Below are 15,152 nucleotides of genomic sequence, written 5' to 3'. Positions count from 1 at the left end.
CCCCTTCGATCATAATTATGTAATTTTATGATTCCTATAGCACATCTATAACTCTACAATCATTATTTTATTAGTACTCGTCGAATTCTAGCTTCTTTAAATAAATAAAAGTGAATACTCTCTGCTGCTTTTCGCTGTGCAATAACTTCTAAATCATAATCATTTAATAATTCTTCAATCAATTTTGCTTGTTGTAAATCTTCTTTTGTTTGTTTAATAAGATTAACAAGCTTTTCGTCAAATTCTCTTTTTAGCTTTCCTTTATTGCGGAAGAACATTTCAATCCCTCACTCATAACTCTCGGCGGCCTTCCATTGCCTTCGATAACGTTACTTCATCAGCATATTCTAAATCTCCACCTACTGGTAATCCGTGCGCAATGCGTGTTGTGCGGATGCCAGATGGTTTAACAAGACGAGAGATGTACATAGCCGTCGCTTCACCTTCAATAGTAGAATTTGTTGCTAAAATAAGCTCCTGCACAGTTTCATCTTGTAAGCGTACTAACAATGAGGCTACATTAATATCCTCCGGACCGATACCATCCATTGGTGAAATAGCCCCCTGTAACACATGGTACTTACCATGGTAATCACGCATTTTTTCCATTGCAATAACGTCCTTTGTATCTTGTACAACGCAAATTACTGAGGCATCGCGTTGTTTATCGGTACAAATATGACATGGGTCTACATCGGTAATATTGCCACAAACAGAGCAATAACTTAAATTACGTTTTGCATCTATTAAAGCTTTGGAAAAAGAAAGAACGTCATCTTCTTTCATTGTTAACACAAAAAACGCCAGTCGGGCCGCGGTTTTTGGCCCGATACCTGGCAATTTCATAAAACTATCGATTAATTTTGATATTGGTTCTGGGTAATACATATTGTTACCTCCTAGAATGGAAGGTTCATGCCTTGCGTAAATTTACCCATTGTTGCATTTGTTTTTTCTTCTACTTTTTTAAGTGCTTCATTCGTTGCAACAACAATTAAATCTTGTAACATTTCAATATCGTCAGGATCTACTACTGAAGTATCAAGATTCACTTCTACTACTTCACGTTGACCTGTAACTGTTACTTTCACCATACCGCCGCCAGCAACACCTTCAAATTGTTCAGCATTTAAAGCTTCTTGAGCTTCCATCATTTCTTTTTGCATTTTTTGCATTTTTTTCATCATGCCTTGCATATTTCCCATTCCACGCATAACCTATTCCTCCTAAGTAATCAGTCTTCAATAATTTCAATAAAATCCTTACCGAACAGCTTTTCCGCTTCCGTCACTAATGGATCTTGTGATGCCAGCGGCTGCGCATCATCGATAAAAGGTTCTTCTGGCATTTCTGCCGGTGGTGGTTCCAATAATTCAACATTCGGATCATCGTTAGCTAGTGTTGCTTTCTTTTGTTGTAATCCGTGATCACGAATGAACTCTTCACGCAACTTTAACCATGTTTCTTCTGGCGTACAAAGCATTTCATACATTGTGCCTGTTTGACCTGCAATAAGTTGTGTGAATTGAGCTTTTAGCATTTGATTATCAGCGACCATTTGACAATGAATATCATACTTGAATTTTAACACAAAAGCACTCGAAGATGCCGCAACAGGTTCAGCTTCTGCTAAAAGAGCGGATTGTGACTTTTGCAATTGATTTAACGCCTGCGCCCATACAGCCTTTACGCGCTGTACATCTTGCTTTGTCGCATCCTTTAGCACTTCTTGGATACGACCAGTAGGCGCTTTATAACCATTTGGACTTTTTGCACGCGGACGTTGTTCTTTGGCAACCTGAGCTGCTTGCGACGGCGCACCATTTTGTAATTGTAAGGATAATTGTTGCACCATTTGCTCAAGCGCAATGATTTTTTGCGCAAGTTCTGGACTCATTACCGCTTCACTTGATGGGGCAGTTTGATTGACTACGCCACCCGAAAACTGTGTCATTTTTAGCAATGCTGTTTCCAAATAGATTTTCGTATGGTGCGAGAAACGCATTTCTTGTTGTGTTTTCGCTAAAATGTCGATGTAGCCGTAAAGCATATCTGGAGCAAAGTCATGCGCCAATGCAAATACGCGCTCCTCAGGTGATACTAACTCTAATAGTTCAGCTAAATTCTCACTTGTTTGTAGAAGAAGTAAATCGCGGAAAAATGTGATTAAATCCTCTGATAAGCGCAACGGATCCTTCCCATCTGCGATTAGCTGCTCTAACAGGGCAAGCATTTGTGCCACATCTTTGACCTTTAAAGCTTCAGCTAAATCATAGAAAACATCCTGACTAATTGAACCTGTGACTAGTAGAGCATCCTCTAGTTTCAACATTTCACCGCTAAAGGATACAACTTGGTCCAACAAGCTCAATGCATCACGCATACCGCCTGCTGCTGACTGCGCAATCACTTTTAGTCCTTGTTCTTCAAATGGGAGTTCAATATCTTCTAGTACGACCTTCATGCGCTCGATTATATCGTTAGTTGAAAGTCGCTTGAAATCAAAACGTTGACAACGTGAAATAATCGTTGCAGGTAATTTATGAGGTTCTGTTGTTGCTAAAATAAATACAGCGTGTGGTGGTGGTTCTTCTAGCGTTTTTAAAAGCGCATTGAAGGCACTTGTAGACAGCATATGCACTTCATCAATAATGTACACTTTAAACCTACTACTGGCTGGAGCAAAACGTACCTTTTCAATAATGTCCCGTATTTCTTCAACACGTGAATTAGAAGCCGCATCAAATTCAATAACATCAGGATGAGAACCATCTGTAATGCTTAAACAAGTTGCACACTCATTACAAGGTTCGCTTGCTGGAGCATGCTCGCAGTTTAAAGCCTTAGCAAAAATTTTAGCTGTACTTGTTTTCCCTGTACCCCGAGGTCCGGAAAACAAGTAAGCATGAGTTGTTTTATTCGCTAGGAGAGCATTTTGCAGCGTTCTTTTGACATGCGCTTGACCTGACATTTCTCGGAAAGATTGTGGTCTATACACACGATAAAATGCTTGATACGTCAATGATTTCCTCTCCCCTTCTTTTTCAATATTAATAAAACCATTATAGCATCGGCAGCCTTGTTTATAAAACCGTGTCCTATTTTATAATATAAAAAAACGCACTCGCCTACAGTAGACGAATGCGTTTAAATTGGCAATTTAATGCCGTGCACCTTTCTTCGACAGCCGCACATAAGCGTTACTCTTGTCGTTAGCTCAGATTAGGCAACCCCGCGGCACATGAATAAGACCACTTAATGCTGCTTCCTTCCGGACCTGACATGGTTCATGGGTATCCATTGCGCAGGACCCAATCGTCAACACTACGTGCAAAAGGCAGACCAAACAATACGGACAGCCTCGAAAAAGGAATTCAGTCTCGCTAGAGCGGATTGCGAGTTACAGGACACCGCTACCTTCCCACCTAGCACGGCAATAACTAGTATACTTTCAGTTTGTATAAATTGCAACGAATTGCACAAATTATTTAAGTACATTCCTAATGAATAAAAATTAATTTTTAAAAACCTAATATTTTTTCAAAAAGATGTTGACGTCAAAATAAAATCATGATAAATTAGTTCTTGTCGATAAGACATCAAAGCAATATAGTATGGAGGTATACCCAAGTCTGGCTGAAGGGATCGGTCTTGAAAACCGACAGGCGGGTAACACCGCGCGGGGGTTCGAATCCCTCTACCTCCTCCAGTTTTTTTAAATCCGACTACACGATGTAGCCGTTTTTTTTTGCTTAAAAAATTGTATGTCATACTTATTAAATACCACTTCCGATTCGGTTGTGGTATTTTTTTATTAGCAATCTTGCTCTTAAATACTTTAGGAAGGATATTTAATATGTATTCCAAAGCCTTTATTTCTCGTAGTTCCCTCACGTGGATTATATCCATCGCTTTATTAACGGCTATCGGTAGTGAAATTAAAATCATTCCTTTCGCCAATACTTCTTTTCGCTTTGGTCTCGGGACAATTATATTCTTTTTATGCACCTTACTTAGACCGACACCAATTATTTTAGCCGGCATTGTAACCAGCATTGTAACGACCACTTTACGAATCGCTATTAGTTACTATACGCATAATACATCTTTAATAGATGGTATTTATAATCACTTACCTGCTGGGACATTTTATTTATTGTTTGCAATATGCCTACAGCTTTTAAATATTCATCAATATCGTGAAAAGCCATTAAAGTTAGGATTACTAGTTGCCTTCAGCGAGGTTATTAGTAATTTAGCGGAACAATTGCTACGTTTCCTTGTCCAATCTTATACAATTTTATTTATTCATGACCTACTCATCCTATTAGCCGTTGCCCTGTTACGTAGTTTTTTTGTTGTTGGCATTTATAGCTCTATTGTCATTGCAGAGCAAAAAAAACGCGTGCAGGAAATGCTGACGATTGGTTCAGATTTATATGTAGAGACGCTCTATTTAAAAAAATCTATGAACCATATTGAAACGATTACTGCCAATGGGTTTGATTTGTATAGACAATTAAAAGCACAAGGCAATCGTTCAGAAAGTATACAAGCACTTCATATTGCCCAGGAAATTCATGAAGTCAAAAAAGATTCTCAGCGAATTTATGCGGGGATATCTAAAATTGTTGGGGACAAGAGCTTCGGCTCATTACGATTATCAGAATTATTACATTATATAGAAGACGGCAATCGCAAATACAGTGAGTTACTCGGTAAAGACATCCAGTTTAATATAAGTTTAGATACTGATTTTTTAACGAATGAGCATATTGCCTTGCTGGCACTATTAAATAATTTAACTGCTAATGCCATTGAAGCAATTGAAAAGCAAGGTATCATATCTATTGATATTCAACAGCAGGAGGTTGATACTGTAATAACAGTAAGTGATGATGGAAAAGGCATCTCCGAAAGTGACCTTTCTATTATTTTTGAACCTGGCTATACGACGAAATATAATGTTGAAGGTGTAGCAGCTACAGGAATTGGACTATCACATGTCGCTGAATTAATTTCTAAATTAAATGGCTCCATTTCAGTTGAATCAAATAACTACAAAACGGTGTTTAAAATTATAATTCCTACGCAAACTATTCTAACGGGAGAGACTTAAATGAGGTATTTTATTGTAGATGATGATCGTGCAAGCCGCGTGATGCTAAAACAAATTATTGAAGATAGTGGTTTAGGTACAGTAATCGGCGAAGCACGTAATGGGGTGGATGCCATTCCACAAATATTAATGACACAACCTGAATTTGTACTAATCGACTTACTTATGCCTAAGCTAGATGGTATAGCAACGGTGGAGCATCTTCTTCAGAATCGATTTGAAGGACAGTTTATTATGATTTCACAAGTTGTTAATAAGGAAATGGTCGGTGAGGCCTATGAACAAGGGATAGATTTCTTTATTCATAAACCCATTAACCGTATTGAGGTTGAAAATGTTTTACGCAAAACAACGGAACAATTTCGCCTAAAAAATTCCCTATTAGTTATTCGACAATCACTAACGAACATTGATTTAAGTGAGCAAATAAACAATAAAGCCACATCGCGAGACCATATCCAATCCATCTTAAATGATATGGGGATTGTCGGTGAAATTGGAAGTGAGGATATTATAGCAATTATTGAAACATTGCTAGCTCATCAGCACAAAATTGCGCCACTTCCTCCATTAAAAGAGCTTTATGAGGAAATTGCAGCTGTCACAAAGTCAACTCCTGATGAAATATTAAAAGAGAGTAAAGCAATTGAACAGCGGGTACGTCGAACGATTTTAGCTGCCATGATAAATCTCGCCAATTTAGGCGTCGTTGATTATACAAACTCTGAATTTGAATATTATGCTCCTCGATACTTTGACTTTAAAGAGATTCGTCAGCTTATGACGCAAATCGAAGACCATGGGAATCGCAAAGCAAAGGTCAATATTAAGAAGTTTATTCAGGTGTTATATTCAGACATTTTAACAAAAGTAAATTAATTTTCTCGGATTTTGTCGGATTTCATAAGTCCTCCGTATTATTAAAGTAAGGCGTGTCCTAAAAATTTTAATATAGGGGAGGAATTAAGATTTTGAAAAAGAAATTTAAAATCAGTTTAGCCGCTCAAATTTTAATCGGTTTGATTTTAGGGATAATTGTTGGTGGTATCTTTTATGGTAACCCCAAAGTTGAAACATATTTACAACCATTAGGAGATATCTTCCTACATCTAATTAAGATGATTGTAGTACCTATTATCATTTCGACTTTAATTGTTGGTGTTGCTGGAACTGGAGACATGAAACAGCTCGGAAGATTAGGCGGAAAAACGCTTATTTACTTTGAAATCATTACAACAGTAGCGATTGTTGTTGGATTGCTTTCAGCAAACCTGTTCCATCCAGGTGCTGGCATCAATATGAACGAACTTTCGCAAGGGGATATTTCAAAATACGTTTCAACAACTGAAGAAGTACAGCATGAAGGTCCATTTGATATTATTGTAGGCATTGTACCGACAAATATTATTCAATCAATGGCTGAGGGCAATATGCTTGCCATCATCTTCTTCTCTGTTATTTTTGGTTTAGGGGTAGCTGCAATTGGAGAACGAGGTAAACCTGTATTGGACTTCTTCCAAGGTGTAGCAGATGCTATGTTCTGGGTAACGAACCTTGTGATGAAATTCGCTCCAATTGGGGTATTTGGTTTAATTGGTGTAACCGTTTCCAAATATGGGTTCGCTTCCCTCATACCTTTAGGTAAGCTTGCAATACTTGTATATGTCACAATGTTCTTCTTCATCTTTGTCATTCTTGGCCTTGTTGCAAAATTTGCCGGTGTCAACATTTTTTACTTAATCAGAGTGTTAAAAGATGAGTTAATTTTAGCCTTCTCCACTGCTAGCTCGGAAGCTGTATTACCACGAGTGATGTTGAAAATGGAGAAATTAGGTGCACCAAAAGATATTGTTTCCTTTGTTATTCCAACAGGTTATTCTTTTAACTTAGATGGTTCAACATTGTATCAAGCAATTGCCGCATTATTCATTGCCCAAATGTATGGTATTCACTTAAGCATCGGGGAACAAATTACATTAATGCTTGTATTAATGGTTACTTCTAAAGGGATTGCCGGTGTACCAGGCGTATCATTCGTTGTATTACTTGCCACTTTAGGTACTGTTGGTATTCCAATCGAAGGTTTAGCATTTATTGCTGGTATCGACCGTATCCTTGATATGGGACGAACAGTAGTTAACGTAATCGGAAACTCACTAGCTTCATTAGTAATGGCGAAATGGGAAGGCCGCTTCGATAAAGAAAAAATGAAAAACTACTTTAAAGAAAATGAAAATTTAGCATAAATTCATAAAAAATGCCTCACGATGGCTTATGACATCGTGAGGCATTTTTTTATTTTGTCAGTACTTTATCTAAATAAGCAATAATAGACGCTTTGCCATTGACATGGGCTTCTTGTGCGCGCACTTCATCCTTTTGGACTTTCGCCTCAGCGGCTGCAACAATACGCTCTGCATCTTCTTGAGGCACGACAATAACGCCATCTACATCTCCAATAATATAATCACCTGGTTGTACTGTTACACCGCCAATAGCGATTGGCACATTCACTTTACCACCGCCATTTTTATTGCCCGCTGCTACGGTTGTCCCAAGTGAAAATACAGGGAAATCTAGTTCTCGAATCGCGGCAATATCACGAATAACCCCGTCTACTACAAAGCCCTGTACACCCATACCCTTTGCTAAAGAAATAACAAAATCTCCTGCGACAGCACGATTTCTATTACCCTTTGCATCAATGACCAAAATATCACCCTCGCTAGCTCCTCGAATTGCTTCAAGTACAGCCCCATTTTCGCCATCAGGTAAACGGACGGTTACCGCTCGCCCTGCTATTTTAAAATGGTCTGCTAACGGTTTAATGTCACTGCGTAAATTTGTATGTCCCCCAGTTGCATCTGAAATTGCTGTCGTTGGTAAATGTTTAAAACTTATTTCCACTTTTGTCATACATAACACCCCTATTATGATTTATGAATACCTTACACAATTATTGTAAATAAAACACATCTACTATTTCAATATAATTCAGAAAATTTAGTAAAGTATATTTTTAAAAACGGTAGTAACTATTCGATTGTTTTTTATAGCAATATAAAAAACCTGAGGCAAATGTTCACGTCATGACTATTTGCCTCAGGCATCTTTTAAATTATTTCAATAAATTGCTTAGACCGTTCATCTAATGCCTCTGCTGCAGAAGCGATTTCAGCAAAATCACTCGTCGTCACAGTAATCTGCCCATTCGTTTTTTCAATTTCTTCAGAAATTCGCGTGATGCTTTCTGTTACTTGCCCTATCTCGCGTACAATCCCTTCCACATTTTCTTTCACCTCTGAAATCGATTGCTCTACTCTTACGGACAGTTTTCGCACCTCTTTGGCGACAACATCAAAACCTCTGCCATACTCTCCAGCTCTTGCGGCTTCAATAGCTGCATTTAAAGCAAGTAAGTTTGTTTGGGAGGCAATACCTTGAATTGTTTTGACAATGCCTTTAATGGATTCTGCTTGATTTTGCAATTGATCTAAGTTTTTAACATTTTCCGAGGATTCTTTTGAAACTTGTTGAATTGTTTCAAGTAAATTTTCACTATTTTTAATACCTGCCTCTGAACGACTATACAGCTTAGTGGACATTTGCTTTAACTGATCTGCTACATTGACAATGGTATTTTGACGTTCCGTAATATTTGTTGCTATTTTGGATACACCAATCACTTTTCTTGAATGACTATCAAATACTGGCATATAAGTAGCCTCTAGCCAAATACTATTTCCTTGAGCATCCATTCGTTCTACTTTATCTTGATAGCTCTTACCTGCTGCTAAATTACGCCAAAACCTCTCGTATTCAGGACTCTTTACGTAATTAGGAAAACAAAATTCCTTATGGTCTTTCCCCATCATTTTTTCTACTGTAAAGCCCATTGTTTTCGCAAAAAGCTCATTTACATAAGCAACTTTTCGGTTCATATCAAATCGGATAATCGCTATATTACGCTCAATTGCTTGAACAACTAAATCATCTGTGACTTGTGTATCATTTTTTTGCATAACATCCACCTCTATCACTCTATTTTACTAGCGTTATCTCTAATTTACTTTCTTCTTTTTAAAAAATGCATTGTTATATATTATAATATATCTAATAGCATCTTAAAAATACTATAAATTTGTATTTTTACTATTCTTATGCTCAATTATGCTTTTTTTCTTATTTTATCATTGTTAAAACTTCTTCTGCCGTTGTAGCTACACGAATTAACGCCTTGTGTTCTGGGTGTATAAAGCCCTCCTCTAGCATTTTAGAAAAATGTAGTAGAAGTGCGTCATAAAAACCATTGATGTTAAATAAAATAACAGGCTTTTCATGTAATTTAATCTGCGCCCATGTAAATACTTCAAAATATTCGTCCAGTGTACCGCCACCACCTGGCAACGCGATAAAAGCATCTGCTAATTCAACCATTTTTGCCTTACGTATATGCATGGATTCTACAAAATGTATTTCCGTCAATGCGGCATGAACGCTTTCTTGTTTTTGTAAATGAGTAGGCATGACGCCAATCACCTCTCCACCTGCTACTAAGGCGGCATCAGCCACTTTGCCCATCAATCCTATTTTAGAACCTCCATAAACAATACCATGTCCATGTTGTGCTAATACCGTTCCTAATTCACTTGCCTTTTCAGCATAAATCGGGTTATTGCCTAGTGCTGATCCACAATATACTGCGATTCTCATATTTATTCCTCCTATTACAAAAGACGTGATAACAATAGGTATCATATTGTCTCACGTCTTTTGGTCTTATTTCTGTTATTTATTTTAAAATACAAAGTCCTTATATTTCTATCTGGAAGCTTTCTACGTTCCTTTTGCTTTCGGTCAGAACGCTTTGAGGTTCCCTTCTTCAAAGTCTTTACTGTTGCAATAGCGATTCTTCTATTTACGTAAATGACTTGTTTGCGCCTGACGCTTCGCTTTCGGCCAGAACGCTTTGAGGTTCTTTCTTCAAAGTCTTTACTGTTGCAATAGCGATTCTTCTATTTACGTAAATGACTTGTTTGCGCCTGACGCTTCGCTTTCGGCCAGAACGCTTGGAGTTTCTTTCTTCAAAGTCTTTACTGTTGCAATAGCGATTCTTCTATTTACGTAAATGACTTGTTTGCGCCTGACGCTTCGCTTTCGGCCAGAACGCTTGAAGTTTCTTTCTTCAAAGTCTTTACTGTTACTTAGCGATTCTTCTATTTACGTAAATGACTTGTTTGCTTTAGCATATGACTTATGCGGCTGACAATTGATTCAATTGCGTCTGGATTTTTTAATAAATCATAATCATTAATATCTAAACGTAGGACAGGGCATGAATTAAAATTATTTATCCAATTTTCGTAACGCTCATGCATTTCAATCCAATAATCATTTGGTGTTTGCTGTTCCATCTCACGACCACGCTCTTGAATACGTCCAATGACATCATCAATCGGTCCCTCTAAATAAACTAATAAATCGGGGTGCGGGAAATACGGTGTCATCACCATCGCATCAAATAAATTACGATACGTTTCATAATCAGTTGGACTCATTGTTCCTTTATCATAATGCATTTTGGCAAAAATCCCTGTATCTTCATAAATAGAACGATCTTGCACAAAGCCCCCACCATATTCGAAAATACGCTTCTGTTCTTTAAAACGTTCTGCTAGAAAATAGACTTGTAAATGGAAGCTCCATTTTTCAAAGTCGTCATAAAACTTATCTAGGTACGGATTGGTATCTACTTTTTCAAATGATGTACGGAAATTTAACGCTTGTGCTAGCGCCTTTGTCATCGTTGATTTTCCTACACCTACTGTTCCGGCAATTGTAATTACAGTTTGTGGCGGAATATCATATTTCTCTCTCAAATTCATTGTTGCAAGCTCCTTTGTTGTAACGTATCTTCGATTGTTTTTAATACATATTGTAAATCTTGTGGGTTTTTTACAAAATCAAGTTGATCTCCATTAAATCGGATTACAGGAATTTCGGGATGTAACTGCTCAAAATGCTCTGTAAAAGTATGATAGTCTGCTACTAACTGCTCCATATATTCACGTGAAATCATTTTCTCAAATTCACGCCCCCGTTTAGCAATGCGTTTCATTAACGTATCGACACTAGCATGTAAATAAACGACGACATTAGGCACTGGCATATCTTTTGTTAAAATTTGATAGATTTCTTCATACTTTTCGTACTCAGCAGGTGGCAATGTACGCTTTGCAAAAATTAAATTTTTAAAAATATGATAGTCCGATACAACTGATGTCTTTTGTGCTAAACGTAACTTCTTTATATCTGTTAATTGTTTATAGCGATTACAGAGGAAGAACATTTCTGTTTGGAAACTCCATTCCTCAATATTTTCATAAAACTTATTTAAAAACGGATTTTCGTCTACAATTTCTTTTAATAGATGGTAATTAAATGTTGCCGCTACCTCTTTTGCCAATGAAGTTTTGCCTACACCAATCGGACCTTCTACTGCAACAAATGGAACCGTCACTAGAAGTTCCTCCTTTATATTTAGGATTCTATAAGTCAATTATGCCACTATTTTAAGGCTATATTGTATGAAACTAAAATGAATCAGTGCTTTTCATTGTATCATAGTGAGAAAATGAAAAACAGAATCAACATGTATCTCAATTTTTAACATTATTTGAACTGCCCAGTTGATAGATATCCAACAAATTATAGTTCCATGCAACAAAAAAAGACCCACATTAGTGGGCCTAACTTTAGCCAGCCAATACTGCGTAGATTTTTCGCTAAGTGGACTCTTTCCGTTCTGCATCCGGTACGTCCACTCTAAGCAAGCGTTTTGGTGAAAATCTACTTCGAGAATTGTTTGAGAATTGTTTGGGTGACTGGCACTATAATTTTACTCGTTGTAAACGTAAGGCATTTAACACGACGGACACTGAGCTGAATGCCATAGCTGCGCCCGCTACCCACGGTGCAAGTAGGCCCATGGCTGCAATTGGAATCCCTAATGTATTATAAGCAAATGCCCAAAATAGATTTTGTTTAATATTGCGCATTGTTTTACGGCTCATAATAATGGCATCCGCAATGCTAGTTAAATCACCACGTATAAGCGTAATATCAGCCGCCTCCATTGCCACATCTGTACCAGTTCCTATAGCCATCCCAATATTGGCAGTTGCTAATGCTGGTGCATCATTAATGCCATCACCAACCATCGCAACATTTTTGCCCGTAGCTTGCAGTTTTTTCACTTCATCCGCTTTACCTTCTGGAAGTACTTCTGCGATAACATGGTTAACCCCAACTTCCTGACCGATTGCTTGCGCAGTCCGTTCGTTATCACCCGTCATCATAATGACTGTAATGCCCATATCCTGTAAACGACGAATGGCTTCTTTTGACGTGTCTTTCACCGTATCTGCAACAGCAACAAGTCCTGCATATTGACCATTTATAGCAGCCAACATTGTGGTTTTACCGTTTTCCTCTAATGTCTCCATTGTCGGCAATATATGCTCAATATCAATATCATATTGTTGCATTAATTTACGTGTCCCGATTACCACACCTTGACCAGAAACGGTTGCTTGCACGCCGTAACCTGGAATGGCCTCAAAAAATTGAACATCGCCAAGCGTGACACTTCGTTCTTCAATTCCTTGCACAATGGCTTGTGCTAGCGGATGTTCGGATTGTTTCTCTGCTGCCCCAATCAATGAAAGAAAGGATGCTTCTTCTTGCCCTGTTGCTAGTACAACATCTGTTAATATCGGCTTGCCGTGTGTTACGGTCCCTGTTTTATCGACAACAACTGTATCAATGCGTTGCGTTTGTTCTAAATGCTCGCCACCTTTAAACAAAATCCCAAATTCAGCAGCGCGACCAGAACCGGCCATAATAGAAGTTGGTGTCGCTAAGCCTAGCGCACAAGGACAAGCAATAACAAGTACCGCAATTAACACTTCTAGTGCAGGTGTAAATTCACCAGGTTTTACCCATAAAATCCAAACAAGGAATGTCACGATCGCAATACCAACAACAATCGGCACGAATATGCCCGAAATTTGGTCGGCTAAACGTTGTATTGGCGCTTTTGAACCTTGTGCATCTTCTACAACTTTAATAATTTGAGCAAGTGCTGTGTCTCTACCAACTTTGGTTGCTGACATTTTCACAAAGCCATTTTTATTAATTGTTGAACCGTATAATACATCGCCTTGTTTTTTATCTACGGGAAGACTTTCTCCTGTTAGCATTGATTCATCAACGGCTGTTGTACCTTCTAATACTTCCCCATCTACAGGTATTTTTTCGCCTGGTTTAACTAATAAAATATCGCCTATCACAACTTCTTCTAATGGGACTTCTTTTTCTACTCCATCTCGCACAACTATCGCCGACTTCGCTTGCAGACCCATAAGCTTTTTAATCGCTTCTGATGAACGACCTTTTGCCTTTGCTTCGAATAATTTACCTAATAGAATTAACGTAATTAAAACGGCACTCGTTTCAAAGTATAGATGCGGGCCGTGATGTGAATTGACTGTAACAATTGCTTGATAAACGCTGTAAAAATAAGCTGCTGAAGTCCCCATAACGACAAGGACATCCATATTAGCACTGCCATTGCGTAAAGCTTTATATGCGCCTACATAAAATTGTTTCCCAATAATAAATTGAACTGGTGTAGCTAACACTAATTGCACCCAAGGATTCATTAAAAAATCGGGGACATATAAAAACGATGTCAATGAAAAGTGAGCAACCATCGTCCACAGTAATGGTAGCGATAGAATAGCTGAAAAAAGAAATTTTTGTTGCTGTTGTTTTATTGCCTTTTCTCGATAATCTTCAGTTGCTCGCTCATCTGCTTTTTGATGAGCACCATATCCAAGCTTCTCAACCTTGCCAATAATGTCCGATACAGAAACCTCGGTTGGATTAAATTCAATGGATGCTTTTTCAAGTGCCAAGTTTACTGTTGCCGTTGAAACACCTGAAAGTTTATTTAAACCTTTCTCAATACGAGTGGCACATGCAGCACACGTCATACCTGTAATATCAAGTTCCGCTTTCTGTTTTACGACGCCATAGCCTAACGCTTCGATTTTCTTTTCAAAGTCTGCTTCACTCAATTTTGCTGGATCATATTTTATTGAGGATTTTTCAAGCGCTAAGTTTACAGTTGCTTGCTCGACACCATCCATTTTTTTTAAGCCTTTTTCGATACGCGTAGCACACGCTGCGCAGGTCATACCTGTAATTTGTAGGTTCGTTTCCTTCAATTCAGAATGCATTAACTTTCCACCTCTTTCTATACCATATAGGGGTATATAGATTTGAAAATAATAGAGTGCTTTTTGAGCACCCTATTGATCTTATTCTACCTCGTAACCTTGGTCGTCAATCGTTTCTTTAATTTGCGCAAGTGATACTTGAGCATCGTCAAATGCGACATCTACCAAACCATCTGCTAAATTTACTGTTACTTGTTCTACACCAGCTAGTGCGCCGACACTTTTTTCCACTGCATTGACACAATGTCCACATGACATTCCTTGTACGTTTAATGTTACATTTTGCATAAATATCTCTCCTTTAAATTTAATGTACATGCTATATAAGAGTAACTACCCGTAAAATTATTTTTTCATTAATTTTTGAATGGTCACGACTAACTCATCTAGAACCGCTTCATCACCTTCAGATAGGCGATCTACGACACAGCCCTTTAAATGACCTTCTAATAAAATTTTCGCTACGCTATTCAAAGCGGATTGTGTGGCAGACAGTTGCGTGATGATATCATCACAGTAAACGTCTTTTTCAATCATTCCCTTAATGCCTCGGATTTGACCTTCTACTCGATTTAAGCGAGTCGTTAAATCCTTTTTCACGCGCTCAGGGTGATGACTTTTTCGACACGACGTAGTTTCCTCTGTATGACAAGCATCATTTTTCACTGTGTCCTCCAACTTCTTCACCTCCTATTTGCTATTATCATACTATACCCACGAAGGGTATGTAA

The 15,152-nt window shown here is 38.0% G+C and carries 15 protein-coding genes, 1 tRNA gene and 1 other RNA gene; 4 read left to right on the top strand and 13 right to left on the bottom strand.

What is annotated here, in order from left to right; genetic code table 11:
* Positions 1–62 precede the first annotated feature (62 nt).
* The 5 genes from MHH88_RS00220 to ffs form a co-directional block, all read right to left on the bottom strand.
* Positions 63–278 carry a YaaL family protein gene (locus tag MHH88_RS00220; protein ID WP_024362956.1) on the bottom strand — a complete coding sequence of 72 codons (216 nt, stop codon included), beginning with the start codon at positions 276–278 and terminating at the stop codon, positions 63–65.
* A gap of 13 nt (positions 279–291) precedes the next feature.
* Positions 292–888 (bottom strand): recombination mediator RecR, encoded by a 597-nt coding sequence (recR, locus tag MHH88_RS00215; protein ID WP_024362955.1) that lies wholly within the window; start codon positions 886–888, stop codon positions 292–294.
* 11 nt (positions 889–899) lie between these two features.
* Complete coding sequence (locus tag MHH88_RS00210; protein WP_024362954.1) at positions 900–1,214, bottom strand: YbaB/EbfC family nucleoid-associated protein; 315 nt, start codon at positions 1,212–1,214, stop codon at positions 900–902.
* A 20-nt stretch (positions 1,215–1,234) separates the two neighbouring features.
* Positions 1,235–3,022 carry a DNA polymerase III subunit gamma/tau gene (gene dnaX, locus MHH88_RS00205; protein WP_339260814.1) on the bottom strand — a complete coding sequence of 596 codons (1,788 nt, stop codon included), beginning with the start codon at positions 3,020–3,022 and terminating at the stop codon, positions 1,235–1,237.
* 144 nt (positions 3,023–3,166) lie between these two features.
* Positions 3,167–3,434: signal recognition particle sRNA large type (gene ffs / locus MHH88_RS00200), an RNA gene on the bottom strand.
* A 182-nt stretch (positions 3,435–3,616) separates the two neighbouring features.
* Between ffs and MHH88_RS00195 the strand changes: the two genes are divergently transcribed.
* The 4 genes from MHH88_RS00195 to MHH88_RS00180 all read left to right on the top strand — a co-directional run bounded on the left by MHH88_RS00195 (position 3,617) and on the right by MHH88_RS00180 (position 7,365).
* Positions 3,617–3,709: transfer RNA gene (locus MHH88_RS00195), tRNA-Ser, on the top strand.
* A gap of 147 nt (positions 3,710–3,856) precedes the next feature.
* The gene (locus MHH88_RS00190) at positions 3,857–5,119 is read left to right on the top strand and encodes an ATP-binding protein (RefSeq protein ID WP_339260812.1); all 1,263 of its coding nucleotides are present in this window, start codon (positions 3,857–3,859) and stop codon (positions 5,117–5,119) included.
* Complete coding sequence (locus tag MHH88_RS00185) at positions 5,120–5,998, top strand: response regulator (RefSeq protein ID WP_024362951.1); 879 nt, start codon at positions 5,120–5,122, stop codon at positions 5,996–5,998. It begins immediately after the preceding gene.
* Positions 5,999–6,090: 92 nt separating this feature from the next.
* Positions 6,091–7,365: a cation:dicarboxylase symporter family transporter gene (locus MHH88_RS00180; RefSeq protein ID WP_103978054.1), complete on the top strand. Its 1,275-nt coding sequence runs from the start codon at positions 6,091–6,093 to the stop codon at positions 7,363–7,365.
* 49 nt (positions 7,366–7,414) lie between these two features.
* Here the strand turns inward: MHH88_RS00180 and MHH88_RS00175 are convergent, their stop codons facing one another.
* The 8 genes from MHH88_RS00175 to MHH88_RS00140 form a co-directional block, all read right to left on the bottom strand.
* Complete coding sequence (locus MHH88_RS00175) at positions 7,415–8,035, bottom strand: RraA family protein (RefSeq protein WP_339260810.1); 621 nt, start codon at positions 8,033–8,035, stop codon at positions 7,415–7,417.
* A gap of 197 nt (positions 8,036–8,232) precedes the next feature.
* Positions 8,233–9,141, bottom strand: coding sequence for a methyl-accepting chemotaxis protein (locus tag MHH88_RS00170; protein WP_339260808.1), 909 nt, complete (start codon positions 9,139–9,141; stop codon positions 8,233–8,235).
* 160 nt (positions 9,142–9,301) lie between these two features.
* Positions 9,302–9,832 carry a TIGR00730 family Rossman fold protein gene (locus MHH88_RS00165; RefSeq protein WP_069511022.1) on the bottom strand — a complete coding sequence of 177 codons (531 nt, stop codon included), beginning with the start codon at positions 9,830–9,832 and terminating at the stop codon, positions 9,302–9,304.
* A 503-nt stretch (positions 9,833–10,335) separates the two neighbouring features.
* Complete coding sequence (locus MHH88_RS00160) at positions 10,336–11,004, bottom strand: deoxynucleoside kinase (protein WP_024362947.1); 669 nt, start codon at positions 11,002–11,004, stop codon at positions 10,336–10,338.
* Entirely contained in the window at positions 11,001–11,639 is a 639-nt protein-coding gene (locus tag MHH88_RS00155) for a deoxynucleoside kinase (RefSeq protein ID WP_024362946.1), read from the bottom strand. Before MHH88_RS00155 ends, MHH88_RS00160 begins: the two co-directional genes overlap by 4 nt.
* Before the next feature lie 370 nt (positions 11,640–12,009).
* On the bottom strand, positions 12,010–14,421 hold the full coding sequence (locus MHH88_RS00150; RefSeq protein ID WP_339260805.1) for a heavy metal translocating P-type ATPase: 2,412 nt from the start codon (positions 14,419–14,421) through the stop codon (positions 12,010–12,012).
* An 81-nt stretch (positions 14,422–14,502) separates the two neighbouring features.
* Positions 14,503–14,709: a copper chaperone CopZ gene (gene copZ, locus MHH88_RS00145; protein ID WP_024362944.1), complete on the bottom strand. Its 207-nt coding sequence runs from the start codon at positions 14,707–14,709 to the stop codon at positions 14,503–14,505.
* A 57-nt stretch (positions 14,710–14,766) separates the two neighbouring features.
* Positions 14,767–15,099 carry a metal-sensitive transcriptional regulator gene (locus MHH88_RS00140; protein WP_069511030.1) on the bottom strand — a complete coding sequence of 111 codons (333 nt, stop codon included), beginning with the start codon at positions 15,097–15,099 and terminating at the stop codon, positions 14,767–14,769.
* Between the last annotated feature and the right edge of the window lie 53 nt (positions 15,100–15,152).

Origin of the sequence: Lysinibacillus sp. FSL K6-3209 (genome assembly GCF_037976175.1) — a bacterium.
In the GTDB taxonomy this organism is placed as follows: Bacteria; Bacillota; Bacilli; order Bacillales_A; family Planococcaceae; genus Lysinibacillus; species Lysinibacillus sphaericus_D.
This window is presented reverse-complemented; position numbering and strand designations above follow the sequence as displayed.